Below are 24215 nucleotides of genomic sequence, written 5' to 3'. Positions count from 1 at the left end.
ATGCAATCTTGCATAGACAACCTTGCACATTAGGTGATGTTCCTTCCCCGCGACTGCGGGTATCCTCAGGGCAGTCATTCCGAACTGTCCTGATCCAAGGAGCTGCACGCTGTGTTCAAACATGTCGATGCCTATGCCGGCGACCCGATTCTCTCGCTGATGGAAACCTTCAAGGCCGACCCGCGCGCCGACAAGGTCAACCTGAGTATCGGCCTGTACTACGATGAGGCCGGCGTGGTGCCGCAACTGGCGGCAGTGGATGCGGTGGAAAAACGCATCGCTGGCGTAGACCACGAGGCCTCGCTGTACCTGCCGATGGAAGGCCTGGCCAGCTACCGCCAGGCGATCCAGGCACTGCTGTTCGGCGCCGATCACCCGGCGGTGACCGGCAAGCGCGTGGCCACTGTGCAGACCGTCGGCGGCTCCGGCGCGCTGAAAGTCGGTGCCGACTTCCTCAAGCGCTACTTCCCGCAGTCGGAAGTCTGGGTCAGCAACCCGACCTGGGACAACCACCGCGCCATCTTCGAAGGCGCCGGGTTCAAGGTGCACACCTACCCGTACTTCGACCAGGTTACCCGCGGGGTCGACTTCGAAGGCATGCTGGCCACCCTGCAGACTCTGCCGGCCAACAGCGTCGTGCTGCTGCACCCATGCTGCCATAACCCCACCGGCGCCGACCTTGAGCAGCACCAGTGGCAACAGGTGGTGGAAGTGGTCAAGGCACGCCAGCTGATCCCGTTCCTTGACATCGCCTACCAGGGCTTTGCTGAAGGCTTGGTTGAAGATGCCTTCGCCATTCGAGAAATGGCCCGTGCCGGCGTACCGTGCCTGGTCAGCAACTCGTTCTCGAAGATCTTCTCGCTGTATGGCGAACGCGTAGGCGGCCTGTCGGTGGTCTGCGATGACGAGGCCACTACCCAGAGCGTCCTCGGCCAGCTCAAGGCCACCGTGCGCCGCAACTACTCCAGCCCGCCCAACTTCGGTGCCCAGCTGGTGGCCGGCGTGCTCGGCGATGCGGCCCTGAATGCCCAGTGGGCGCAAGAGGTGGAAGTGATGCGCAAGCGTATCCTCGACATGCGCCAGGCGCTGGTCGATGCGCTGGCCGTGCTGCTGCCGGGCCAGGACTTCCAGTTCTTCCTGCGCCAGCGTGGCATGTTCAGCTACACCGGCTTCAGCGTCGAGCAGGTCCGTCGCCTGCGTGACGAGTTCGGTGTGTACCTGATCGACAGCGGCCGGGTGTGCATGTCCGGGTTGCGCCCGGCCAACCTGCAACGGGTGGCCGAGGCTTTTGCGGCAGTGCATCAAGCTTGAGATGATGCGAGCTAGGCAAGGCGGGCGCGTGCAGCGCCCGCCTCTTAGTACTGGCAGCCAGACTTGAGCAGATCCTCTCCTTTGAGAGTCGCCGTGGCGCTGTACCCAAGGGTTGGGCTCCAGTAGAACACGCTGTACGACATGTTGAATGGGTTTCTGCCCTTTTCTTCATACCTAACAACTTGCGTCGTTGTTTGCCTGAACTCCCCAATGCTGCGTACCACCCATGTCGCATGCGCGGGTTCGTTTGCTTCCACTTGTATTGCATAGGGCATGGTGAAGGGTGGGGTGGGTGGTTTCCATTTGAGTTCAAACCAGCCATCGATGGCATCAAAGAAGTTGACGCACAGGTCGGTAGGGGGCGATTCAATGGCGGGTGTTTCAAAACTTCCGTCGTCCACCCGTATCGGGTTGCCACCCGCTGCCAGGTACAGTCTTGTTTTGTACGTGTAGGTGGTCCTAGGCTTTAAGTCATACATCAAGATGACGTTGTTGCTGGGGGTGTAACGTTTGAACGCACCGCCATCGATTGAAAGTTCAATGATGGGCAAGTGAAATGAACGTGGCGTATTATCATATGCCAGCGTGGCCACGATGGCACCGCCGCCGGGTTGATTCTGGAAACTGAAGGTGGGTAACGGAGGGAGCAAACGGATGTCCACCTTGTCCAACGGCGTTGAGCCGACTGTATTGTTGCGTGCGAGGAAGGTGGTGAACGCGTTGGCGCCTTCGTCGAGTTCGCTGACCAGGAACGTCTGTTTGAAACTGGCGCCGGAATCATAGACGGGGGTTACGCCAATAGAGGCCCTTCTAGCAGCTTCATGCGTGTGGCCATGGAAAATTGCAAGCACCTTGAACGCATTGACGAGCTGATAAAACCTCTCGCGATCCGCCTCGCTACCGTATGTGCTGTCTGCGGGTGGGCGATGTAGGTTGATGACGATGAATTTCCCATTGGCCTGCGCCTTGACCAGTTGCTTTTCCAGCCAGTCAAGCGAAGGGGTGATCTCATAGTGGGTGTTGGTCCCGCTCGTGAAGCGTCTTGAATAGTTATAATGGTTATTCAGCTGAATGAAGGTAATGGCACCTACCGTTTTGCTGTAGCCATAACTGCCTTGCCAGACACCGTCGTTCCTTCGAATAACATCTTTGTCCTCCACCTGCCATTTAGAAAACGACGCTTCGAGGAATTTCAGGGAGCGTTCGGCGCATAGATTGAGCAAGCAGTCATCCACGTTGTTGTCATAATCATGGTTGCCTAGGCCATAGTAAGTCGGGGTTACGTTATCCAAGTGCCTATTCATGACCGACCATTCGCCGCTATGGCCAAATTCGGTCACGTCACCATTGAGAAAAACGGGAACGGTTCCTTCAAATTGCCGACGCCACGTATTGATTGCATTGTCTTGAAGCGTCAAAAGGCGAATGGATTCTTCCGGGTCGTCGTGGGTTTCTTCTGTTCGAGGGTATTGAGTGTCTGAGCGCACGACGAACCGCTGAATCGTGTCGTCAAGCCGTGTAGTGGCCGATGCCGTTGAAGGGCATACCGTGTGCAAGCCGATAAGTAACGACCCTATAAACATGAGCCGAGCGGAACTGAAGGTATGCATGTCGAGATCATCTAATCAAGTCTGAGTCTTGACGCTACAACACCCATTGAGTTGTGTAACCTAGCACTTTTAACAGGTAATCAAACGTTCGTATGAGGGTGCGGGATCGGAAGGGGCAACCTTTTTCTATGGTGAGGTGCAACCGTCCCTCGGGCGGGGCTTTCCAAAGTGCAACCAATGAGCGCACAATCGCGCCCTTCTTTATTCGGTTGAGTAGGGCGGAACGTCTATTTCGCCATTCTCAGCCTGTTGCAGTCTTGCGAGTGGAGCTTCACCCGGAATGAATGAGCAGGCCCCAAGCGTTGAACAACGCTTCGAAGAATCGACCCCAGCAGCGCTGCAGAGCTGGTCGCGTCACGACACCACCTGGATGCTGGGACTGTTCGGCACCGCCATCGGCGCCGGCACGCTGTTCCTGCCGATCAACGCCGGCCTCGGCGGTTTCTGGCCGCTGCTGATCCTGGCCGCGCTGGCCTTCCCCATGACCTACTTCGCCCACCGTGGCCTCACCCGCTTCGTGCTCTCCGGGCGCAATGGCGGCGACATCACCGAAGTGGTCGAAGAGCATTTCGGCATCAAGGCCGGTGCGCTGATCACCGTGCTGTACTTCTTCGCCATCTTCCCGATCCTGCTGATCTACAGCGTGGCCCTGACCAACACGGTCAGCAGCTTCATGGAGCACCAACTGCACATCGAGCCGCCACCGCGGGCGATGCTGTCGTTCGTGCTGATTCTCGGTTTGCTGGCCATCGTTCGCTGTGGCGAGCAGGCCACGGTCAAGGTGATGAGCCTGCTGGTGTACCCGTTCATCGTCGCTTTGGCGCTGCTGGGCCTGTACCTGGTGCCGCACTGGACGGGTGGCATTCTCGACAGCGCCAGCCAGCTGCCGTCGGGTTCGGCCTTCCTGCACACCGTGTGGCTGGCGATTCCGGTGATGGTGTTTTCGTTCAACCACTCGCCAATCATTTCGGCCTTCGCCGTCGACCAGAAGCGCCGCTACGGCGAGCACGCCGACGAGCGCAGCGGGCAGATCCTGGGCCGTGCGCACCTGTTGATGGTGGCCATGGTGCTGTTCTTCGTGTTCAGCTGCGTGCTGACCCTCGACAGCGCCCAGCTGGCCGAAGCGAAAGCGCAGAACCTGTCGATCCTGTCCTATCTGGCCAACCACTTCAGCAACCCGACCATCGCTTTTGCCGCACCGCTGATCGCCTTCATCGCCATCGCCAAGTCGTTCCTGGGCCACTACATCGGCGCCAGCGAAGGCCTCAAGGGCATTATCGCCAAGACCGGCGCTCGCCCAGGCGCCAAGGCTCTGGACCGTGTGGTTGCTGCACTGATGCTGGTGGTGTGCTGGATCGTCGCCACGCTCAACCCGAGCATCCTCGGCATGATCGAATCGCTGGGCGGCCCGATCATCGCGGTGCTGCTGTTCCTGATGCCGATGTACGCCATTCGTCGCGTGCCTTCGATGCGCAAGTACAGTGGAGCGCTGTCGAACGTGTTCGTCACGGTCATCGGCCTGGTGGCTCTGACCTCGGTGGTATACGGCCTGGTGGCCTGATATAGCACCTGGTGTGAAAATGCCCGATTGGCTTGTGGCCAATCGGGCATTTTTTTGTCCACAGAAAATGTCAGGCAATAGAACAATTTAGCTACCCCCATAGGCACACGGCCGCCTTCATGCTTAACTCAGGGTCTTTTTCAAACCCCGCATAAGGATTTCGTCCATGGCTCAAGTGACTCTCAAAGGCAACCCGGTTCAAGTCAAAGGCACACTGCCGAAAGCCGGCGCCCAGGCGCCAGCCTTCTCCCTGGTAGCCGGCAACCTGGCCGACACCTCGCTGAAGGACTTCGCCGGCAAGCGCAAGGTGCTGAACATCTTCCCAAGCGTCGACACCCCGACCTGCGCCACCTCCGTGCGTAAGTTCAACGCTCAGGCCAATGACGTGGCCAACACCGTGGTGCTGTGCATTTCCGCCGACCTGCCGTTCGCCCAGGCTCGCTTCTGCGGCGCAGAAGGCCTGGAAAACGTGCAGAACCTGTCGACCCTGCGTGGTGTCGAGTTCCTGCAGAACTACGGCGTCGCCATCGCCGACGGCCCGCTCGCCGGCCTGGCTGCACGTGCCGTGGTGGTGCTGGACGAGAACGACAAAGTGCTGCACAGCGAACTGGTTGGCGAAATTGCCGACGAGCCTAACTATGAAGCAGCGCTGGCTGTTCTGAAGTAAGGTTCGACTGAAGGGACGTCGGGGCCGGGCGCGCAAAGGAACTCTTTGTACCGCTCGCTCTCGAAGCAACACCTTGAAACGGCCCGGAATACGTTCCGGGCCGTTTTCATTTAAAGTTCAGTGTCTTGGCAACGTCAGGCAAAGGTAAACCTCTGGTAAAGGCCCTTTGCTAAAACGATGCCAGTGCTTATCGTGCATCCTCCCCAAGTCGTCATCTCGAACAAGGTTCGTTCAACCCATGCAAGCTTCTGTCTCCCGATCCCCCCGTCGCTGGCTCGTAGGCCTGCTGATCCTGCTGCTGGTGGCCGTGCTGGCCTGGTGGCTGTGGCCCGCAACGCCTGCCCATAAAGAGGCGGTGGGCGGGCGCCCGGGCAAAGGCATGGGCATGGGCGGGCGGCCAGGCTTCGGCGGCTCCACCGACCCGGTACCGGTGCGCGTCGAGCCGGTGCGGGTGGGTGATTTCCCGCTCTATTACAAGGCCCTGGGCACGGTCACCGCGCTCAACACGGTCAATGTGCGCAGCCGCGTGGCTGGCGAGTTGGTGAAGATTCACTTCAAGGAAGGGCAGCAGGTGAAGGCCGGCGACCTGTTGGCCGAAATCGACCCACGCTCCTACCGCATCGCCCTGCAGCAGGCCGAAGGCACCCTGGCGCAGAACCAGGCGCAGCTCAAGAACGCCCAGGTCGACCTGGCACGTTATAAAGGCTTGTACGCCGAAGACAGCATCGCCAAGCAGACCCTCGACACCGCCGAGGCCCAGGTGGCGCAGTTCCAGGGGCTGGTCAAGACCAACCAGGCCCAGGTCAGCGATGCCAGGCTGAACCTCGACTTCACCCAGATCCGCTCGCCGATCAGTGGGCGCGTAGGCCTGCGTCAGCTCGACCTGGGCAACCTGGTGGCAGCCAACGACGCCACCGCGCTGGTGGTCATCACCCAGACCGAGCCGATCAGCGTGGCCTTCACCCTGCCGGAAACCGAGCTGAGCACCGTGCTCGAGCGCTACCGCAGCGGCGCCAGCCTGCCGGTGGAGGCGTGGGACCGCAGCGACAATAAAATGCAGGCCAGCGGTGTGCTCGGCAGTATCGATAACCAGATCGATACCACCACCGGCACCCTCAAGTTCAAGGGCCGCTTCGAGAACAAGGACTCGGCGCTATTCCCCAACCAGTTCGTCAATGTGCGCTTGCTGGCAGACACCCTCAAGCAGGTGGTCATGGCCCCGGCGGCGGCGATCCAGTTCGGCAACGACGGCACCTTCGCCTATGTGGTCAATGCCGAGAACACGGTCAATATCCGCAAGCTCAAGGTCGGTGCCAGCGACGGCCAGAACAGCGTGATCGTCGAAGGCCTGAAGGCCGGTGAGCGCCTGGTGCTCGAAGGCACTGACCGCCTGCGCGAAGGCACCAAGGTCGAGGTCGTCGAGGACAGCTCGCAAGTGCCGACCACCCCCGGCCAGCACCTGCAAGGCCAGGACGCCAAGGGCTCGGCCCAGGCCGGTGAAGCACAACTGGGCAATGCAGCGGGCAAGGCGGGCGCATGAACCTGTCGCGCCTGTTCATCCTTCGCCCGGTCGCCACCACGCTGAGCATGCTGGCCATCGTCCTGGCCGGCCTGATCGCCTACAAGTTGCTGCCGGTCGCAGCGCTGCCTCAGGTCGACTACCCGACCATCCGCGTCATGACTCTGTACCCCGGCGCCAGCCCCCAGGTGATGACCAGCGCCGTCACAGCGCCCCTTGAGCGCCAGTTCGGCCAGATGCCCGGCCTGACCCAGATGGCCTCGACCAGTTCCGGTGGTGCCTCGGTGCTGACCCTGCGTTTCAGCCTGGACATGAACATGGACGTTGCCGAGCAACAGGTGCAGGCCGCGATCAACGCCGCCAGCAACCTGTTGCCCAGCGACCTGCCGGCGCCGCCGGTGTACAACAAGGTCAACCCGGCCGATACCCCGGTGCTGACCCTGGCGATTTCCAGCAAGACCATGCCTTTGCCCAAACTCAACGATCTGGTCGACACCCGCGTGGCGCAGAAACTCGCGCAAATCAGCGGGGTGGGCATGGTCAGCATCGCCGGTGGTCAACGCCAGGCGGTGCGCATCAAGGTCAATGTCGATGCCTTGGCCGCCAACGGCCTCAACCTCGACGACGTACGCACCCTGATCGGCGCCTCCAACGTCAATCAGCCCAAGGGCAACTTCGACGGCCCGACCCGGGTGTCGATGCTCGACGCCAACGACCAGCTGCGCTCCCCCGAGGAGTACGCCAACCTCATCCTGGCCTACAACAACGGTGCGCCGCTGCGCCTGAGGGACGTTGCCGAAATCGTCGACGGCGCCGAAAACGAGCGCCTGGCTGCTTGGGCCAACCAGAACCAGGCCGTGCTGCTGAACATTCAGCGCCAACCAGGTGCCAACGTCATCGAAGTGGTCGACCGCATCAAGGAACTGCTGCCGTCGATCACCGACAACCTGCCGGCCGGCCTCGACGTCTCGGTGCTCACCGACCGTACCCAGACCATCCGCGCCGCGGTAAAGGACGTGCAGCACGAACTGTTGATCGCCATCGTTCTGGTGGTGATGGTCACCTTCGTCTTCCTGCGCCGTTTCAGCGCCACCCTGATCCCCTCGATTGCCGTGCCGCTGTCGCTGATCGGCACCTTCGGGGTGATGTACCTGGCCGGCTTCTCGATCAACAACCTGACGCTGATGGCCCTGACCATCGCCACCGGTTTCGTGGTCGACGATGCCATCGTCATGCTGGAGAACATTTCCCGCCATATCGAAGAGGGCGAGACGCCGTTGCAGGCGGCGCTCAAAGGCGCAAGGCAGATTGGTTTCACCCTGATCTCGCTGACCTTCTCGCTGATCGCGGTGCTGATACCGCTGCTGTTCATGGCCGACGTGGTCGGCCGGTTGTTCCGCGAATTCGCCATCACCCTGGCGGTGGCGATCCTGATTTCCCTGGTGGTGTCGCTGACCCTGACGCCGATGATGTGCGCTCGCCTGCTCAAGCGTGAGCCCAAGGAAGAGGAGCAGGGCCGCTTCTACCGTGCCAGTGGCGCCTGGATCGACTGGCTGATCGAACACTATGGCCGTGGCCTGCAATGGGTGCTCAAGCACCAGCCGCTGACCCTGCTGGTGGCCGTGGGCAGCCTGGTACTGACCGTGGTGCTGTACATGGCGGTGCCCAAGGGCTTCTTCCCGGCCCAGGATACGGGTGTGATCCAGGGTATTTCCGAGGCGCCGCAGTCCACCTCGTTCGCAGCCATGAGCGAACGCCAGCAGGCCCTGAGCAAGGTGATCCTGCAGGACCCGGCGGTGCAGAGCCTGTCGTCGTACATCGGCGTGGACGGCGACAACGCCACGCTCAACAGCGGCCGCCTGCTGATCAACCTCAAGCCCCACGGCGAGCGTGACGTGACTGCGGCCGAGGTCATCAGCCGCCTGCAGCCGCAGCTCGACAAGCTGGTCGGTATCCGCCTGTTCATGCAGCCGGTACAGGACCTGAGCATCGAGGACCGGGTCAGCCGCACCCAGTACCAGTTCAGCCTGTCGTCGCCCGACGCCGACCTGCTCGCGCAGTGGAGCGGGAAGCTGGTCGAAGCCCTGCAACAACGTCCCGAGCTGCAGGACGTGGCCAGCGACCTGCAGGACAAGGGCCTGCAGGTGTACCTGGTAATCGACCGCGACATGGCCAGCCGCCTGGGCATCAACGTCGCGCAGATCACCAACGCCCTGTACGACGCCTTCGGCCAGCGGCAGATTTCCACCATCTACACCCAGGCCAGCCAATACCGTGTGGTGCTGCAGGCGCTGGATGCGGCGACCATCGGCCCGCAGGCGCTGGAGTCGATCCACGTCAAGGCCAGCGATGGCGGCCAGGTGCGCCTGTCGGCGCTGGCGCGCATCGAGCAGCGCCAGGCGCAGCTGGCGATTTCGCACATCGGCCAGTTTCCGGCGGTGATGATGTCGTTCAACCTGGCCCACGGTGCGTCGCTGGGCGAAGCGGTGAAGGTGATCGAGCAGGTGCAGCAGGACATCGGCATGCCGCTCGGTGTGCAGACCCGTTTCCAGGGCGCCGCCGAGGCTTTCCAGGCCTCGCTGTCGAGCACCTTGCTGCTGATTCTCGCTGCCGTGGTGACCATGTACATCGTGCTCGGCGTGCTCTACGAGAGCTATATCCACCCGGTGACCATCCTTTCGACCCTGCCATCGGCAGCGGTCGGTGCCTTGCTGGCGCTGATCCTCAGCGGTAACGACCTGGGCATGATCGCCATCATCGGCATCATCCTGCTGATCGGTATCGTCAAGAAGAACGCGATCATGATGATCGACTTCGCCCTCGAGGCCGAGCGCCACCAGGGCATGAGCCCGCAGGATGCCATCTACCAGGCCGCGCTGTTGCGCTTCCGGCCGATCCTGATGACCACCCTGGCCGCCTTGTTCGGTGCCGTGCCGCTGATGCTGGCCACCGGTTCCGGCGCCGAGCTGCGCCAGCCACTGGGCCTGGTGATGGTCGGCGGCTTGCTGGTGAGCCAGGTGCTGACCCTGTTCACCACCCCGGTCATCTACCTGTACTTCGACCGCCTGGCACGCCGCTGGCGCCCGGCCACCGACACCCAGCAGGCCCAGGCATGAACCTGTCCGGCCCGTTCATTCGCCGGCCGGTAGCGACCATGCTGCTGAGCCTGGCGATCATCTTGCTCGGCGGCGTCAGCTTCGGCCTGCTGCCGGTGGCGCCGCTGCCGCAGATGGACTTCCCGGTGATCGTGGTGCAGGCCAACCTGCCTGGCGCCAGCCCCGAAGTCATGGCCGCCACGGTGGCCACGCCGCTGGAGCGCAAGTTGGGCAGCATCGCCGGCGTCAGCACCTTGACCAGCAGCTCCAACCAGGGCTCGACCCGGGTGATCATCGGCTTCGACCAGGGGCGTGACATCGACGGCGCAGCGCGAGAGGTGCAGGCAGCCATCAACGCCACGCGCAACCTGTTGCCAAGCGGCATGCGCAGCATGCCCACCTACAAGAAGTTCAACCCGTCCCAGGCGCCGATCATGGTGCTGTCGCTGACCTCGGACGTGCTGCAGAAGGGCCAGTTGTATGACCTTGCCGACACCATCCTGGCCCAGAGCCTGGCCCAGGTGATCGGGGTAGGGGAGGTGCAGATCGGCGGCAGCTCGCTACCGGCAGTGCGAATCGCCGTGGAGCCGCAACTGCTCAACCAGTACAGCCTGTCGCTGGACGAGGTGCGCACGGCCGTGGCCAATGCCAACCAGCGCCGGCCCATGGGCTTTGTCGAAGATCATGAGCGCAATTGGCAGGTACGTGCCAACGACCAACTGGAAACGGCCAAGGACTACGAGCCAATCGTGATCCGCCAGGCCAATGGCACGATCCTGCGCCTGTCCGACGTGGCGACGGTCACCGATGGCGTCGAGAACCGTTACAACAGCGGCTTCTTCAACGACCAGAGCGCGGTGTTGCTGGTGGTCAACCGCCAGAGCGGCGCCAACATCATCGAGACGGTCGACCAGATCAAGGCGCAGTTGCCGGCCCTGCAATCGCTGCTGCCGGCCAACGTCCAGCTCAACGTGGCCATGGACCGCTCACCGGTGATCAAGGCCACCCTCAAGGAGGCCGAGCACACCCTGCTGATTGCCGTGGCGCTGGTGATCCTGGTGGTCTACCTGTTCCTCGGCAGCCTGCGCGCCTCGCTGATCCCGAGCCTGGCGGTGCCGGTGTCGCTGGTGGGCACATTTGCGGTGATGTACCTGTGCGGGTTCTCGCTGAACAACCTGTCGCTGATGGCGCTGATCCTCGCCACCGGCCTGGTGGTGGACGATGCCATCGTGGTGCTGGAGAACATCTCCCGGCATATCGAGGATGGTCAACCGCCCATGCGTGCGGCGTTCCTCGGGGCCAAGGAAGTCGGCTTCACCTTGCTGTCGATGAACGTCTCGCTGGTGGCGGTGTTCGTCTCGATCCTGTTCATGGGCGGCATCGTGCGCAGCCTGTTCCAGGAGTTCTCGATCACGCTGGCGGCGGCGATCATCGTCTCGCTGGTGGTCTCTTTGACCCTCACGCCCATGCTCTGCGCCCGCTGGCTCAAGCCTCACCGCGCCGAGCCGACTCGCCTGCAGCGCTGGAGCGACAACCTGCATCAGCGCATGGTCGGTGCCTACGACACCAGCCTGGGCTGGGCCTTGCGCCACAAACGCCTGACCCTGTTCAGCCTGCTGGCGACCATCGGCCTGAACATCGCCTTGTACGTGGTAGTGCCCAAAACCTTGATGCCGCAGCAAGACACCGGCCAGTTGATGGGCTTCATCCGTGGCGACGACGGCCTGTCGTTCAGCGTGATGCAGCCGAAGATGGAAATCTACCGCCGCGCCTTGCTCGCGGACCCGGCAGTGCAGAGCGTGGCCGGCTTCATTGGTGGTAACAGCGGCACCAACAATGCCATGGTTCTGGTGCGCCTGAAGCCTATCAGCGAGCGAAAGCTCGACGCGCAGAAGGTCATCGAGCGGTTGCGCAGGGACCTGCCCAAGGTTCCCGGTGGGCGTCTGTTCCTGATGGCTGACCAAGACTTGCAGCTCGGTGGCGGTGGCCGCGACCAGACGTCCTCGCAGTACCTCTATACCCTGCAGAGCGGCGACCTCGCGGCCCTGCGCGAGTGGTTCCCCAAGGTAGTGGCGGCGATGCGCGCGCTGCCTGAGCTGACCGCCATCGATGCCCGCGACGGCTCCGGCACCCAGCAGGTGACCCTGGTGGTCGACCGCGACCAGGCCAAGCGCCTTGGCATCGACATGGACATGGTCACGTCCGTGCTGAACAACGCCTACAGTCAGCGGCAGATCTCGACCATCTACGACAGCCTCAACCAGTACCAGGTGGTGCTGGAGATCAACCCCAAGTACGCCTGGGACCCAAGTACCCTCGAACAGGTGCAGGTGATCACCAGCGAAGGCGCTCGGGTACCGCTGTCGACCATTGCACACTACGAGAACAGCCTGGCCAATGACCGGGTCAGCCACGAGGGCCAGTTCGCCTCGGAAGACATCGCCTTCGATGTCGCCGAGGGCTACAGCACCGACCAGGCAATGGCCGCGGTGGAGCGGGCGGTGGCCAAGGTCGGCCTGCCCGAGGAAGTGATCGCCAAGCTCGGCGGCACCGCCAATGCCTTCGCCAAGACTCAGGAAGGGCAGCCGTTCATGATCCTCGGCTCGTTGGTGCTGGTGTACCTGGTACTGGGCATTCTCTACGAAAGCTACATCCACCCGCTGACCATCCTCTCCACCTTGCCCTCGGCCGGGGTCGGCGCCTTGCTGGCGCTGTACGCCACTGGCGGCGAGTTCAGCCTGATATCGCTGCTGGGGCTGTTCCTGCTGATCGGTGTGGTGAAGAAGAACGCCATCCTGATGATCGACCTGGCCCTGCAACTGGAGCGCCACCAGGGGCTGACGCCCGAGGAGTCGATCCGCCGTGCCTGCCTGCTGCGCCTGCGGCCGATCCTGATGACGACCCTGGCCGCCATCCTTGGCGCCTTGCCACTGCTGATCAGCCGCGCCGAGGGTGCCGAGATGCGCCAGCCGCTGGGCCTGACCATCATCGGCGGGCTGGTCTTCAGCCAGGTCCTGACCCTTTACACGACGCCGGTGGTGTACCTGTACCTCGACCGCCTGCGCCACCGATTCAACCGTTGGCGCGGCGTGCGCACCGACGCCGCCCTGGAAACTCCGCTATGACTTTTGCCCAGACTCCACTTCACCGTGCCCTGAAGCTGCTGACCTGCGGCCGCGGCTCGCGCCTGGTCGGCGCCGGGCTGTGCGTCGCGCTGCTCAGCGCCTGTACCCTGAGCCCGGACTATCACCGCCCCGAGCTGAGCACGCCTGCGCAGTTCAAGCAGGCCGAAGGCTGGACCCAGGCCAGCCCGTCCGATGCCATCGCCCGTGGCGCCTGGTGGGAGGTATACGGTGATGCCGGGCTCAATGCCCTGGTGGAGGAGCTCAACCGCAGCAACCAGACCGTCGCCCAGTCCGAGGCCCAATACCGCCAGGCCCAGGCGTTGGTCCGCAGCAGCCGTGCCTCGCTGTTTCCCAGCCTGGACCTGAGTGCCAGCAAGAACCGTTCAGCGCAGGGCACCGGTAGCTCCAGTTCGAGCCTCTCGAACAACAGCAGCGGCATTCGCAACACCTACAATGCGCAACTGGGTGTGAGCTGGGAAATCGACCTGTGGGGCAAGTTGCGCGAAACCCTTAACGCTGACGAAGCCAGCGCCGAAGCCAGTTTCGCCGACCTTGCCGCGATCCGCCTCAGCCAACAGTCCGAGCTGGTGCAGAACTACCTGCAACTGCGCGTGATCGACGAACAGAAGCGTCTGTTGGAAGCCACCGTGGCGGCTTACGAGCGCTCATTGCGCATGAACGAAAACCAGTACCGCGCCGGGGTTGCCGGCCCGGATGCGGTGGCCCAGGCGCGTACCCAGCTCAAGAGCACCCAGGCCGACCTGATCGACTTGATCTGGCAGCGTGCCCAGTTCGAGAACGCCATCGCCGTGCTGCTGGGCCGGGCCCCGGCAGACTTTGCCCTGGCCGACAGCAAGAACATCCCGGCATTGCCGCAGATCCCGGTCAGCCTGCCGTCTCAACTGCTCGAGCGGCGGCCGGACATCGCCTCGGCCGAGCGTAACGTGATGGCGGCCAACGCCAACATCGGCGTAGCTCGCGCTGCGTACTTCCCGGACCTGAGCCTGAGCATGAGCGGCGGCTACTCCAGCAGCAGCTTCAGCAACTGGATCGAACTGCCCAACCGTTACTGGTCGGTGGGCCCACAGTTGGCCTTGACCCTGTTCGATGCCGGCAAACGCAGCGCCGAGGTGGACCGTACCGTTGCCGTTTATGACCAGACCGTGGCGCAGTATCGCCAGACCGTGCTCGACGGCTTCAAGGAAGTGGAAAACTACCTGGTGCAGCTCAAGGTGTACGCCGACGAGGCCGTGGTGCGCCAGGAGGCGCTGGATGCGGCGCGCGAGTCCCTGCGCCTGACCGAGAACCAATACCGCGCCGGGCTGATCGGTTACCTGGATGTGGTTAACGTGCAGACCACGGCGTTGAGCAACGAGCGTAGCGTGCTCAACCTGCTGCAGGGGCGCCTGGTGGCCAGTGTGCAGTTGATCGCTGCGCTGGGCGGTGGCTGGGATGCCGAGCAGGCATTCGCCCAACAGGAGTAGAAACTTTATCGCCGGCAAGCCGGCTCCCACAGGTACACCACAGTCCCCGAGGCCAGTGGTCTACCTGTGGGAGCCGGCTTGCCGGCGATGACGCCGGTGCTGACACCCCGCCGGACCCGTTCCCATTCGCAAAAACCCCGTGCGTTTCGCCAAAGCTTGAGTACAATCGTCAGTTTTTCCGGGCCCCCTGTCCCGACGCTGGAACTCCCAATGCTGACCGGTAGCTACTCCTTTTCGCTGGTGCTGATCTCGCTGTGCGTGGCCATCCTGGCGTCCTATACCGCCCTCGACCTGACCGGTCGCATCGCCACTGCCAAAGGGCGGGGGGTGTACCTGTGGATGGGCGGCGGGGCCCTGGCCATGGGTGTCGGCGTCTGGTCGATGCACTTCATCGGCATGCTTGCCTTCAGCCTGCCCATCGAACTGGGCTACGACATCGGCCTGACCGCGCTGTCGCTGCTGATCGCGGTGCTGTCGTCGGGCTTTGCCTTGTGGCTGGTGAGCCAGGCCAGCTTGCCACTGCTGCAACTGGCCTTCGGCGCTTTGATCATGGGCGCGGGCATCAGCTGCATGCACTACACCGGCATGGCGGCACTGCGCATGCTGCCGGGCATCGACTACGACCCGACGCTGTTCGGCGCCTCCCTGGCCATAGCGGTGGGCGCTTCAGCAGCGGCGTTGTGGATTGCCTTCCGCCTGCGCCGGCATACCCCGTATGTGCGCCAGATTCGCGGGCTGGCGGCCGTGCTGATGGGGTTTGCCATCGTCGGCATGCACTACACGGGCATGGCCGCGGCAAACTTCCCGGACGGCAGCTTCTGCGGCGCCCTGGGCGGTGGATTGCAAGGGGACAGCCTTGTCTACCTGGTGTTGATCACTACCCTGGCAGTGCTTGCGGTGGCCTTGCTGACCTCGGTGCTCGACGCCCGGATGGAGGCCCGCACCGCGGAACTGGCCCGCTCGCTGACCCTGGCCAATCAGGAACTGACCCAACTGGCCCTGCACGACACCCTGACGGGCCTGCCCAACCGCACGCTGCTGTCGGACCGCATCGAGCAGGCCATCGGCAAGGTGGCGGAGCAGGGCGGCTGTTTCGCCCTGATGTTCATCGACCTGGACGGCTTCAAACCGGTCAACGATGCCTTTGGCCACCATGTCGGCGACCTGTTGCTCAAGGCCGTGGCCGCGCGCCTGCGTGGGCACCTGCATAGCCAGGACACCCTGGCGCGGATCGGCGGGGATGAATTCGTGCTGCTGGTAGAGCTTCGCGAACCTGAAGACGCCATGGACGTGGCGGTCAAACAGGTCAACCTGGTGTCACGGGCATTTCGCGTTGCCGAGCACGACCTGCAGCTTACCGCCAGCCTCGGCATCGTGCTGTACCCAGGCAATGGCCAGGACCAGCTCGAACTGCTGCGCAATGCCGACGCCGCCATGTACCACGCCAAGAGCGCCGGCAAGAACGGCTACAGCTTCTTCGACGTGTCGATGAACAGCAACGCCCGCCAGCAGCTACAGCTGCTGCAGGATTTGCGCATGGCCTTGGAGCAGCGCCAGTTCCGCCTGCATTACCAGCCCAAGTTCGACGCCCAGGCCTGTGAGCCGATCGGCGCCGAAGCCTTGCTGCGCTGGGAGCATCCACAGCACGGCCTGTTGTTGCCCGACCGATTCATCGGCCTGGCGGAAAAGACCGGGTTGATCATCCCGATCGGCGAGTGGGTGCTCGACGAAGCCTGCCGGCAGATGCGCCAATGGCTTGATCAAGGCCAGGAGCACTGGCGCATGGCGGTCAACCTGTCGGCTATCCAGTTCTGCCACACCGGGCTGGTCGATAGCGTCGCCCGTGCGCTGCGCGAGAATGGCCTGCCGGCCAACCGGCTGACCCTGGAGATCACCGAAACCACCGCCATGCATGACGCAGACGCCAGCCTGACGGTGCTGCAGCGTTTGTCGGACATGGGCGTGGACCTGTCGATCGATGACTTCGGAACCGGCTACTCGAGCCTGATGTACCTCAAGCGCCTGCCCGCCAACGAGCTGAAGATCGACCGTGGCTTCGTGCGCGACCTGGAGCAGGACAGTGACGACGCCGCGATCGTCTCGGCGATCGTGGCGCTGGGGCAGGCGTTAGGGTTGCGGATTGTCGCCGAGGGTGTGGAAACCGATCGGCAACAGGATTTTCTGACCCGATTGGGATGCGATTCGCTGCAAGGCTATCTGCTGGGGCAGCCTGTGCCGGCTGATCAGTTCATGGGCAAGCTGCAGACATTGCGCGAGGACAGCGAGGCGCTGGCCTAGACGGCATCGCGCAATACGAGTGCGGGCACAAAAGCATCCATCTCGGCCTCGACGGCCTCGATGATGCGCTCCACATCCGCTGCCGCCATGATCGCGCTGCAGGGGATGCCGGCAATGGCCAGCAAGGTTTCGCCGGTGCCCCGGTCGAAGAGGCGGGCAATCATGCTGCGTGGCGCATCCATGCTGGCTTCGAAACCCAATGGGTGAAAATGCCAGCGCATCACCTGGCAGGCGTTGGGGAATGTCATCTTGTTCATGCCAGCCTCCTTGTCCGTACCTGGAAGCGGTGAGCGGTTGGCCACGTCGGTGGCTGCCGGGAACCTAACGATAGCACTTGGCACAGCGATGCTCCGGGGAAAACATGACAATTATGCGAATGCTTGACCGCTGTCACACCGCGGTCATCACACCGTCTGGCGGCTAATCCACGGGCAAACGTTTTCCTCGTGCGCATGGGCATGAACCACGGGTCAGTTCTGCTATTTTTATCGACATTCGGCGCACGGCGTTTTCGGACAAGCGGTGCGAGCTGGGCAGACAGGGAGACAGTCATGCGCTTTTCCACGCTCACGCAACGCATCGCCGGTGACGCCGCGGCGGCCTGGGACATCCATTACCAGGCCCAGGCGCTGCGCCGCGAGGGGCGCGAGGTGTTTCTGCTATCGGTGGGCGACCCCGATTTCGACACACCCGTTGCCATCGTCGACGCTGCGGTCAGCAGCCTGCGCCGGGGCGAGACCCACTACAGTGACGTGCGTGGCAGTGTGGCGCTGCGCCAGGCCATCGCGCGCCGCAGCGGCCCGCAGGTCAGCGCCGACCAGGTGATGGTCCTCGCCGGGGCGCAATGTGCGTTGTATGCCGTTTGCCAATGCCTGTTCGAGGCGGGCGACGAAGTGATCGTCGCCGAGCCCATGTACGTCACCTACCCCAGTGTGCTCGGCGCATGCGCCGCCCGGCCGGTACAAGTGCCGGTCAGCCCGGAGCAAGGCTTTCGCCTGGATCCGCTGGCAGTGGCACGGGCCATCACTTCACGTACCCGTGGCCTGTTGCTCAACACGCCGCACAACCCGACCGGCGCCGCGATTTCGCCCCAGGACATGGCGCAGCTTGCGCAACTGTGCAGCGAGCATGACCTGTGGATGGTGTGCGATCAGGTCTACAGCGGCCTGCTGTACGACGGTGTCGCGGTCGACCCTGGCAGCTTGCCGGGCATGGCCGAGCGCTGCGTGATCATCGACAGCGTCTCCAAGTCCCATGCCATGAGCGGCTGGCGCGTGGGCTGGGTGGTCGCGCCGCCGGCGCTGGTCGCGCATCTGGCCAATTTGGCGATGGCGATGTTGTTCGGCCTGCCGGAGTTCGTCATGCAGGCGGCGTGCGCCGCCCTGGAGCAGGACCTGCCTGCGGTGCGGCGCATGCGCGAGGCCTATCGGCAGCGGCGCGACCGGGTGTGCGCGGCGCTTGCCGATTGCCCGGGGGTGTATCCCCATCGGCCGGCGGGCGGTATGTTCGTGATGCTCGATATCCGCGGTACCGGGCTCAGCGCCCAGGCCTTCGCCCAGCGGCTGCTGATGGAGGAGGGGGTTTCACTGCTGCCGGGCGATGCCTTCGGGCCTAGCGCGGCTGGCCATGTGCGTATGGGGTTGGTGCTCGATGCTGAGCTGTTGCAGGCGGTGTGCGTGCGTATCCGTGCCTTTGCCCTGCGCCTGCTAGCCGAGCAGGCCGGCGGCGATGTTGATGGTGAAGCCGAGGATCGCCGTGTTGAACACGAATCCTACCAGTGAATGGGCCAGCACCACCCGGCGCATTCCGCGCCCACCAACGCCGATGTCCGAGGTTTGCACGGCGACGCTGAGGGTGAACGAAAAGTAGTGGAAGTCCCAGTAATCCGGATTGCGTTCGCCGTCGGCGAAACGCAGCACAGGGTCATGGCCGTCATCGGTGTAGAACAGCCGGGCGTAATGCAGGCTGAAGATGCAGCCGATAAGAAGCCACGAGCCTGCAACGGTCAAGCCGGTGAACAGGTAATGCAATGCCAGGTCGCTGCCTTGCAGACCGCGACTGGACACCAGTTGCAGGGTCACCGCCGCGAGGCTGGCAATGGCGGCGATGCACACAGTGAACAGCACCAGGCCAGCGTTCTCGTCCTCCACCCGGGCGACTTTCCGGACCTTTTCCGGGCTGGCGCCCCAGGTCAGCCACAGCACCAGCAGCAGGTAGAGCCATACGCCGATGTTCCAACCGGTGAGGATGCGTTGCACGGTGTCGTCGGCGGGGATCAGCCAGGCGCTGAGGATGCCGGCCAGTGCCGCGAGGCTCAGGCGGGGGTGGGTGCGGGTCAGGTGGTGCAGTGCCATGGGGCCTCAGCGACAGGGAGTCATGGCTACCACGATAGCCTATGGGATAACATTTCCGCTCATGTCCGTGTCGAAGCCCATGAATTTCAAGGAAATGACACGGCCGCTTCACGCCTGGAGTCGGTTATCACGTTCCAGGCATCGCTACAGGATTCACGTTTTGTCCGACCTTTCGCAAAATCCCCTGCTGCAGTACCTGGCCCGCCTGGCCCCGTCCAGCCAGCAGACCATGCGCTACATTCTGCAGGACGCCGCCGACCGGCTTGGCTTCATCGATTGCAACCTGGCGGAGGTGCCCTGGCATCTGCTCGAACCCGGCCATGTGATCGGCCTGGTGGCGGCATTGCGCGCCGATGGTTATGCGCCCAACAGCTCGTCGTTGTATGTCAACGCCGTGCGCGGGGTGATGAACGAGGCCTGGCGCCAGGGCCTGATCGACCATGAACGGCTGCTGAGGATTCGTGAAGTCAAGCCCGCTTGCGGCAGCCGCTTGCCACCGGGGCGCAACCTGCGGCGCAGTCTGATTCGCGAGCTGATGGAGCTATGTGCCGCCGACCCGCGCCCCCAGGGGGTACGGGATGCGGCGATCATCGCCTTGCTGTACGGCACCGGCATGCGCAAGTCGGAGTCGGTGGACATCGACCTCGATCAGGTCGATTTCGCGGCGCGCAGCCTGCAGGTCACGGGCAAGGGCAATCGGCAACTGATCAAGTACGCGCCGGCCTGGGCCTTCGAAAAACTGCAGGCCTGGCTCGACCTGCGGCGCGAGGCGCTGCCCGAGGGCGCGGCGGACGACCCGTTCCTGTTCAACCGCATCCGCCGTGGCAATCACATCACCCGGGCGCGCATCACCAAGCATGCGATCTACTACATCGCCCGCCAGCGCGGGGCCCAGGTGGGGGTGAAGATCATGCCCCATGATTTCCGCCGGGCGTTCATCACCCGGGTGATCGAAGAGCACGATCTGTCGATTGCGCAGAAGCTGGCGCACCATGCCAACATCCAGACCACGGCCAGTTACGACCGGCGCGATGACAACGAACGGCGGCGGGCGGTCGACCGGTTCGACTATTGAGCCGTTTTCACCGGCCGCTTCCCGGGCAGGCCTGCGAAGCGGCCGGTGAAGGCTAATGAATACTCGAAGCCAGCTCGAAGATCGGCATGTACATCAAGATCACGATCAGACCGATCAGCAAACCGATGAAGGTCATCAGCAGCGGCTCGAACAGCTTCACGAACCACTCCACCCAGCGGCCGATTTCCTGGTCATGAAAGTCCGCGCAACGTTCGAGCATTTCTCCGAGGTTGCCGGACTGCTCCCCGGCCCGCAGCAAGCGCAACGACACCGGCGTCACCAGTTGCCCGGCTTCCAGTGCTTGCGACAGCGGCAGGCCTTCGCCCACCCGCTGGCTGGCCTGCGCCAGGCCTTGTGCCGCAGCGCTGCCCAGCAGGCCGTGGGCCATGCCCATGGCGGTCAGAATGGGGATGCCACCCTGCAGCAGAATACCCAGCGAGCGGTAGAAACGTGCCAGCTCGTACATCAGCAGCCGCGAGTGCAAGGCCGGCATGCGCCGCAACTGGCGTGAGCCCCAGCGTCGTACCAGCGGGTGGCGACGCAGCAGCACCAGCGCGCCGATGCCGCCCACGGTCGCGAGCGCCAGGGGCAGTTGTTGGGCATGCAGGAACAGGCCGATCTGCATCAGCACGCGCGACAGCCAGGGCAGTTCGCTGCCCATGCCCTCGAACACCAGGCTGAAGCGCGGTACCACATAGCCGAGCAGGAACAGCACCACGCCACCGCCCACCAGCAACAGCAGCAGCGGGTAGACCGAAGCGCCCACCAGTTTTTGCCGCACCAGGTCCAGGCGCTGGCGATAACCGATGTAGCGGTGCAGCGCGTCACCCAGGGCACCGGTACGTTCGCTTGACTGCACCAGGGCCACATACAGCGGCGGGAACACGCGCGGCTGCTGGGCCAGCGCCTGGGACAACGAGCGCCCTTCGTAGAGCTGGCGCACCAGCTCTGCCAGCACCTTGCGCGCCCCTGCGGCAGGGGCCTTTTCGGCCAGGCTCTCCAGCGCATCGATCAATGGCAGGCCGGCATGCAGCAGTGTGGTCAGCTCCTGGCTGAACAGCACCAGGTCAAACGCGGCTTCGCGGCGCCAGGCCAGGCCTGGCAGAGCGATTCCCTGGCCGCGCACGCTGACCACCCGCAGGCCCTGGTCCTCGGCGTGGCGACGGGCCTGCTCTGCGTCATCGGCGTCGATCTGCAGTTGCACCACGCCCTGTCTTCCCAGGGCCTTGAGGCTATAGCGCATGGCTTTGCTCCTTACTGCCAACTGGTGATTTCAGCGTTTTCTCCGTCGCCGCCGGGTTGGCCGTCCTTGCCCATCGACAGCAAGTCGTACTCGCCGCCGTTCTCGCCAGGTTGGCGGTAGATGTAGGGGCGGCCCCAAGGGTCCTGGGGTACGGCTTTCTGCAGGTAGGGGCCCGACCAGCGCGCTTCGCCGCTGGGGGCCGCGACCAGCGCCTGCAGCCCTTGCTCACTGTTGGGGTAGTGGCCCACTTCCAAGCGATAAAGATCCAGGGCCTTGCCCAGCCCTTCGATCTGTGCCCGGGCCACCTTGGCCTCGGATCGACCGAGCTGACTGAAGTACTTGGGTGCGACGATGCCGGCCAACAAGCCGAGCACCACCAGCACCACCAGCAGTTCGAGCAAGGTGAAACCACGTTGACGATTGGGTGTGCGCTGCATGGTGAAGCCCTCCTGCATGGGGTCATGCTTTTGCGGGGTTTCGCTGCTGCATGCAACTGCCGTGCACGTCTGCCTCGGGGCCTTGCGCCATGCGCCATGGCAAGCGGCACAGTGCTTGCGTCCTAGCTGAAAAGCCCGGGTTTTCCGGGGTATTTCCCCCATATCGGGGGGCACGGCGGGGAGGCGACCGACATGCGTGGAATCATTCTGGGACTACTGTGGCTGGCGACGGGTGCGGCCCAGGCCGATGTGTACATTTCCATCGATGCCAAGGGCGGCTATGTGCTGAGCAACGTTCACCGGCCCGGACGCCACTATGATCGCGTCATCAGCGAACCGCTCGCCCAGGCCGGCCCGGCCAATGCACAACTGATCACCGGGCGGCCCTATGCCGAGCTGGTAGCGGCTGCGGCACTGGCGCACAACGTGCCTCAGGCGTTGCTGCATGCGCTGATCAAGGCCGAGTCCGGCTACAACCCCAAGGCGCGCTCGGCGGCCGGGGCGGTCGGCCTGATGCAGCTGATGCCGGATACCGCCCGGGAAATGGGGGTGGAAGATGCCCTGGACCCTGAAGACAATGTGCAGGGTGGGGCGCGCTATCTCAAGCGCATGCTGACCCTGTTCGACAACGACATCACCCTGGCCGTGGCCGCCTACAATGCCGGCCCCGAAGCTGTTTTGCGCCGTGGCGCGGTGCCGCCATTTGCCGAAACCCGGCGCTATGTACCCAGCGTGCTGCGCGAGTACCGCAAGCTGCAGGGCCTGGCCGACGATGCGCCTCTGTGACCGTACAGCCAATCGGTGCGATGGTTTCCCCAACTCTGGGCTATAACCTTTCTAAAGGTGCCCGGCAGTGGAGCCCGTCATGGACATCGCCCCCCGTTCCGACACATTCGAGGCGCCTGGCAGCGCCGAGGGCGCGGCACCGCGCAGGCCCTTCAACCTGTTGCGCTGGTATGGCTGGGTCAGCCTGGCAATCATCGTCTCGGTGGCTGCGGGGCTGGGGTTGATATCCAGCCGCTTCATCATCGACGAGAGCGTCGAGCGCGACGCCTTGCTGACTGCCCAGTTCATCACTTCGATCGCCGATGCCGAAGTGCGCCATGTGTCGATTCCCAACGTGCGCACCATGGGCGAGTTGCTCGACCCGCGTACCGACCGGACGGCGCTGCCTGACGTCGACCCCGAAGCCAGGCGTAAGGCCCGGGGAGAATTCCTCGACCATATCGCCCACCTGCCTGACATGCTGCTGGCCAACATCTATGCCCCGGACCGCACGGTGATCTGGTCGAGCAACCCGGCCCTGATCGGCAAACTCATCGTGGCAGACGAAGACCTGGACCGGGCGTTCGAGTACAAGATGCGAGTTTCCGCCAGCTACCACAACTTCGAGCAGGCCCGTGCCGAACAGAAGTTTGTGACGCCGCCCGAGCAACTGTTCATCGAGAACTACATCCCGTTGTTCGACGCCGATGGCGACAACGTCACCGCGATGGTGGAGATCTACAAGGAGCCCCATGACCTGATCGTACGCATCGAGCATGGCCTGATACGCATTTGGCTGGCCATCACCATTGGCGCCGGCCTGGTCTATGTCGGACTTTACGGCATCATGCGCCGGGCCTCGCGGGTGATGGCCGTGCAGCAGAAACGCCTGATCAACAACGAAACCTACGTGGCCCTGGGCGAAGTGTCCTCGGCGGTAGCCCATAGCCTGCGCAACCCGCTGGCCAGTATCCGCTCCAGTGCCGAACTGGCCCAGGCGTTCGACGAGGGCCCGGTGCAGCGCAACGTCAACGACATCATCAGCCAGGTCGATCGCATGTCGCACTGGATACGCCAGTTGCTGCAGTCGCTGCGGCCCCTGAATGACGAAGCCGTAGCGGTCGACCTGCCGCAGGCCTTGCAGGAGAGCCTGCAAACCTTCGCCGTGCCCCTGGCCCGCAACGGGGTGGCCCTGGACCTGCAGCCGTTGCCGGCAGTGGCGGTATTGGGCCAGCCGGCATTGCTCGGGCAGATCTTCAACAGCTTGATCGCCAATGCCCTGGAGTCGATGGAGCAGGGCGGGCGCCTGCGTATCGAGGTGGTGAAACAGGACAGGCGCAGCCTGACCCTGCGCCTGTCCGACAGCGGCAAAGGCATGAACGAGCAACAGCGACGCATGGCGTTCAGGCCGTTTTTCAGCACCAAGCAAGGTGGGTTGGGTGTGGGCCTGGTACTGGTGAAGCGGATCATGGAACGGTACGGCGGTTCGGTCAGGCTCAGCAGCAGTGAGGGCTATGGTACGCGGGTTTCGCTCAATTTCCGGCTGGCCAGAGTTTAATAAACTGTTTTATCTATTTTGCGTAACTCATTGATTAGCAGGGATTTACTGATTTTGGGTATAAATGCCCCAACTATGGGGGTTAAAGTTCGAACCGCTTTCATGATTGTGCT

17 protein-coding genes are annotated in these 24215 nt (G+C 63.4%); 12 read left to right on the top strand and 5 right to left on the bottom strand.

The window, feature by feature from the left end:
- Nucleotides 1–111 precede the first annotated feature (111 nt).
- Complete coding sequence (locus tag KU43P_RS13905; RefSeq protein WP_317657954.1) at nucleotides 112–1311, top strand: aromatic amino acid transaminase; 1200 nt, start codon at nucleotides 112–114, stop codon at nucleotides 1309–1311.
- A 44-nt stretch (nucleotides 1312–1355) separates the two neighbouring features.
- On the opposite strand, the gene KU43P_RS13900 is transcribed toward KU43P_RS13905, so the two are convergent.
- On the bottom strand, nucleotides 1356–2921 hold the full coding sequence (locus KU43P_RS13900; RefSeq protein ID WP_317657953.1) for a metallophosphoesterase: 1566 nt from the start codon (nucleotides 2919–2921) through the stop codon (nucleotides 1356–1358).
- 280 nt (nucleotides 2922–3201) lie between these two features.
- Between KU43P_RS13900 and KU43P_RS13895 the strand changes: the two genes are divergently transcribed.
- From KU43P_RS13895 to KU43P_RS13865, 7 genes are all read left to right on the top strand, one after another.
- Complete coding sequence (locus tag KU43P_RS13895) at nucleotides 3202–4482, top strand: serine/threonine transporter (RefSeq protein WP_317657952.1); 1281 nt, start codon at nucleotides 3202–3204, stop codon at nucleotides 4480–4482.
- 166 nt (nucleotides 4483–4648) lie between these two features.
- Nucleotides 4649–5149 carry a thiol peroxidase gene (tpx, locus tag KU43P_RS13890; RefSeq protein ID WP_317657951.1) on the top strand — a complete coding sequence of 167 codons (501 nt, stop codon included), beginning with the start codon at nucleotides 4649–4651 and terminating at the stop codon, nucleotides 5147–5149.
- Between the two features lie 238 nt (nucleotides 5150–5387).
- Nucleotides 5388–6689 (top strand): MdtA/MuxA family multidrug efflux RND transporter periplasmic adaptor subunit, encoded by a 1302-nt coding sequence (locus tag KU43P_RS13885; protein ID WP_317657950.1) that lies wholly within the window; start codon nucleotides 5388–5390, stop codon nucleotides 6687–6689.
- The gene (locus KU43P_RS13880; protein ID WP_317657949.1) at nucleotides 6686–9784 is read left to right on the top strand and encodes an MdtB/MuxB family multidrug efflux RND transporter permease subunit; all 3099 of its coding nucleotides are present in this window, start codon (nucleotides 6686–6688) and stop codon (nucleotides 9782–9784) included. Before KU43P_RS13885 ends, KU43P_RS13880 begins: the two co-directional genes overlap by 4 nt.
- Nucleotides 9781–12888, top strand: coding sequence for an efflux RND transporter permease subunit (locus KU43P_RS13875; protein WP_317657948.1), 3108 nt, complete (start codon nucleotides 9781–9783; stop codon nucleotides 12886–12888). Before KU43P_RS13880 ends, KU43P_RS13875 begins: the two co-directional genes overlap by 4 nt.
- Nucleotides 12885–14372: an efflux transporter outer membrane subunit gene (locus tag KU43P_RS13870; RefSeq protein WP_317657947.1), complete on the top strand. Its 1488-nt coding sequence runs from the start codon at nucleotides 12885–12887 to the stop codon at nucleotides 14370–14372. Before KU43P_RS13875 ends, KU43P_RS13870 begins: the two co-directional genes overlap by 4 nt.
- A gap of 210 nt (nucleotides 14373–14582) precedes the next feature.
- Nucleotides 14583–16670: a putative bifunctional diguanylate cyclase/phosphodiesterase gene (locus tag KU43P_RS13865; RefSeq protein WP_317657946.1), complete on the top strand. Its 2088-nt coding sequence runs from the start codon at nucleotides 14583–14585 to the stop codon at nucleotides 16668–16670.
- On the opposite strand, the gene KU43P_RS13860 is transcribed toward KU43P_RS13865, so the two are convergent.
- Nucleotides 16667–16927 (bottom strand): DUF1652 domain-containing protein, encoded by a 261-nt coding sequence (locus tag KU43P_RS13860; RefSeq protein WP_286912259.1) that lies wholly within the window; start codon nucleotides 16925–16927, stop codon nucleotides 16667–16669. The two genes, KU43P_RS13865 and KU43P_RS13860, sit on opposite strands and share 4 nt — an antisense overlap.
- Before the next feature lie 294 nt (nucleotides 16928–17221).
- Here KU43P_RS13860 and KU43P_RS13855 point away from each other — a divergent pair, with 294 nt between their 5' ends.
- Complete coding sequence (locus KU43P_RS13855) at nucleotides 17222–18451, top strand: pyridoxal phosphate-dependent aminotransferase (RefSeq protein WP_317657945.1); 1230 nt, start codon at nucleotides 17222–17224, stop codon at nucleotides 18449–18451.
- Here KU43P_RS13855 and KU43P_RS13850 read toward each other — a convergent pair.
- Nucleotides 18377–19024, bottom strand: a complete 648-nt coding sequence (locus KU43P_RS13850) for a DUF1345 domain-containing protein (protein ID WP_317657944.1) — start codon at nucleotides 19022–19024, stop codon at nucleotides 18377–18379. The two genes, KU43P_RS13855 and KU43P_RS13850, sit on opposite strands and share 75 nt — an antisense overlap.
- Nucleotides 19025–19184: 160 nt before the next feature.
- Between KU43P_RS13850 and xerC the strand changes: the two genes are divergently transcribed.
- The gene (xerC, locus tag KU43P_RS13845) at nucleotides 19185–20099 is read left to right on the top strand and encodes a tyrosine recombinase XerC (protein ID WP_317657943.1); all 915 of its coding nucleotides are present in this window, start codon (nucleotides 19185–19187) and stop codon (nucleotides 20097–20099) included.
- 52 nt (nucleotides 20100–20151) lie between these two features.
- Here xerC and KU43P_RS13840 read toward each other — a convergent pair whose 3' ends face one another.
- Both KU43P_RS13840 and gspG read right to left on the bottom strand, forming a co-directional pair.
- Entirely contained in the window at nucleotides 20152–21342 is a 1191-nt protein-coding gene (locus tag KU43P_RS13840; protein ID WP_317657942.1) for a type II secretion system F family protein, read from the bottom strand.
- 11 nt (nucleotides 21343–21353) lie between these two features.
- Complete coding sequence (gene gspG, locus KU43P_RS13835; protein WP_317657941.1) at nucleotides 21354–21779, bottom strand: type II secretion system major pseudopilin GspG; 426 nt, start codon at nucleotides 21777–21779, stop codon at nucleotides 21354–21356.
- 192 nt (nucleotides 21780–21971) lie between these two features.
- Here gspG and KU43P_RS13830 point away from each other — a divergent pair, with 192 nt between their 5' ends.
- Nucleotides 21972–22565 (top strand): transglycosylase SLT domain-containing protein, encoded by a 594-nt coding sequence (locus tag KU43P_RS13830; RefSeq protein WP_317657940.1) that lies wholly within the window; start codon nucleotides 21972–21974, stop codon nucleotides 22563–22565.
- Between the two features lie 79 nt (nucleotides 22566–22644).
- Entirely contained in the window at nucleotides 22645–24102 is a 1458-nt protein-coding gene (locus tag KU43P_RS13825) for a HAMP domain-containing sensor histidine kinase (RefSeq protein WP_317657939.1), read from the top strand.
- Nucleotides 24103–24215: the final 113 nt, after the last annotated feature.

Origin of the sequence: Pseudomonas sp. KU43P (assembly GCF_033095865.1) — a bacterium.
GTDB lineage: Bacteria > Pseudomonadota > Gammaproteobacteria > Pseudomonadales > Pseudomonadaceae > Aquipseudomonas.
The sequence above is the reverse complement of the archived record's forward strand: the minus strand, read 5'-3'. Positions and strand labels throughout refer to the sequence as shown.

Bases quoted from the DNA above. Each gene is read 5' to 3' on its own strand.
- KU43P_RS13900 (WP_317657953.1), bottom strand. From the start codon at position 2,921: ATGCATACCTTCAGTTCCGCTCGGCTCATGTTTATAGGGTCGTTACTT.
- KU43P_RS13895 (WP_317657952.1), top strand. From the start codon at position 3,202: ATGAATGAGCAGGCCCCAAGCGTTGAACAACGCTTCGAAGAATCGACC.
- tpx (WP_317657951.1), top strand. From the start codon at position 4,649: ATGGCTCAAGTGACTCTCAAAGGCAACCCGGTTCAAGTCAAAGGCACA.
- KU43P_RS13885 (WP_317657950.1), top strand. From the start codon at position 5,388: ATGCAAGCTTCTGTCTCCCGATCCCCCCGTCGCTGGCTCGTAGGCCTG.
- KU43P_RS13880 (WP_317657949.1), top strand. From the start codon at position 6,686: ATGAACCTGTCGCGCCTGTTCATCCTTCGCCCGGTCGCCACCACGCTG.
- KU43P_RS13875 (WP_317657948.1), top strand. From the start codon at position 9,781: ATGAACCTGTCCGGCCCGTTCATTCGCCGGCCGGTAGCGACCATGCTG.
- KU43P_RS13870 (WP_317657947.1), top strand. From the start codon at position 12,885: ATGACTTTTGCCCAGACTCCACTTCACCGTGCCCTGAAGCTGCTGACC.
- KU43P_RS13865 (WP_317657946.1), top strand. From the start codon at position 14,583: ATGCTGACCGGTAGCTACTCCTTTTCGCTGGTGCTGATCTCGCTGTGC.
- KU43P_RS13860 (WP_286912259.1), bottom strand. From the start codon at position 16,927: ATGAACAAGATGACATTCCCCAACGCCTGCCAGGTGATGCGCTGGCAT.
- KU43P_RS13855 (WP_317657945.1), top strand. From the start codon at position 17,222: ATGCGCTTTTCCACGCTCACGCAACGCATCGCCGGTGACGCCGCGGCG.
- KU43P_RS13850 (WP_317657944.1), bottom strand. From the start codon at position 19,024: ATGGCACTGCACCACCTGACCCGCACCCACCCCCGCCTGAGCCTCGCG.
- KU43P_RS13840 (WP_317657942.1), bottom strand. From the start codon at position 21,342: ATGCGCTATAGCCTCAAGGCCCTGGGAAGACAGGGCGTGGTGCAACTG.
- gspG (WP_317657941.1), bottom strand. From the start codon at position 21,779: ATGCAGCGCACACCCAATCGTCAACGTGGTTTCACCTTGCTCGAACTG.
- KU43P_RS13830 (WP_317657940.1), top strand. From the start codon at position 21,972: ATGCGTGGAATCATTCTGGGACTACTGTGGCTGGCGACGGGTGCGGCC.
- KU43P_RS13825 (WP_317657939.1), top strand. From the start codon at position 22,645: ATGGACATCGCCCCCCGTTCCGACACATTCGAGGCGCCTGGCAGCGCC.